We start from the raw sequence: 1,113 nt of genomic DNA on the forward strand, positions 1-1,113 counted from the left end.
GCTGCCGCCGCTGGTGAAGTCCACAGCCATCCTCGGCCCGCTGCTGCCCGAGGTGGCGGCGGCGCTGGGGCTGCCGGCCAGCACCGTGGTGGTGGCCGGCGCGATGGACAACTCGGCGGTGGCGGTCGGCGCCGCGGTGGGCGACCATCAAGCCCACCTCTATTTAGGTACTTCTTCATGGCTGGGTGCCCATGTGCCGAAGATGAAGACCGATGTGCGCCACAAGCTCGCGGCCGTGCCCTGCGCGGTCACCGGCCGCTACCTGGCGATGGCGCTGCAGTCGACTGCCGGCGCCAACCTCTCGTTCCTGCGCGACCGCATCCTCTACCACCCCGACGAGCTGGCCAGCGACGAAGAGCACCCCGCCGTCTACGAGCTGCTGAACAAGATCGCCGCGCGCGTGCCGCCCGGTGCGCGCGGGCTGATCTACACGCCCTGGCTGATGGGTGAGCGCACGCCGGTGGACGACCCACACCTGCGTGCCGGGCTGCTGAACCTGTCGCTGGCGCATTCGCGCGAAGACATCTTCCGCGCCTTCCTCGAAGGCGTGGCGCTGAACACGCGCTGGATGCTGGAGCCGTTTGCGCGGCTGCTGGGCCGAGACGTGGGCACCATCACGGCGGTTGGTGGCGGCGCGCAGTCGGACGTCTGGTGCCAGATCATGGCCGACGTGACCGGCCAGCCCATTCGCCAGTTGGCCAGCCCGATCCAGGCCAATGCCATTGGCGCGGCCTTCATTGCCGCGGTGGCGCTGGGCGAGCTGAGATTCGATGAGCTGGACGGCATGCGGCGCGTGCGCGCGACCTACGCGCCCAACCTCGCACTGCAGCGCCTGCACCAGGACCAGTTCGAGACCTTCAAGGAAGTGCGCACCCGGCTCGCGCCGCTGTACCGCCGGCTGAACACGCCCCAGCCCGGCGCGTTGCCGGTGCCTGCCGCGCTGGAGTCCGCCGCATGAAACACGCTGCCGAACGCCAGACCGTGGTGGACCTGTGCCTGGCGCTGTCGCACCAAGGCTTTTTCGCCGGCACCGGCGGCAACCTGGCGCTGCGCATCGACGCGCAGCACTTCGCCGTCACGCCTTCGGCCACCGACTACCACGCGATGGCTGCG

2 protein-coding genes are annotated in these 1,113 nt (G+C 70.0%); both read left to right on the forward strand.

Features of this window, described 5'->3' with window-relative positions:
• Positions 1-958 (forward strand): xylulokinase (locus tag FKP22_RS31250; RefSeq protein WP_259372480.1); only part of this gene is annotated, 958 nt, incomplete at its 5' end.
• The coding region (locus tag FKP22_RS31255) for a class II aldolase/adducin family protein (protein WP_211361686.1) at positions 955-1,113 on the forward strand (159 nt) is incomplete at its 3' end. The genes FKP22_RS31250 and FKP22_RS31255, both read left to right, overlap by 4 nt.

The organism is Ideonella azotifigens (genome assembly GCF_006519715.1).
Classification (GTDB): Bacteria; Pseudomonadota; Gammaproteobacteria; order Burkholderiales; family Burkholderiaceae_C; genus Ideonella; species Ideonella azotifigens.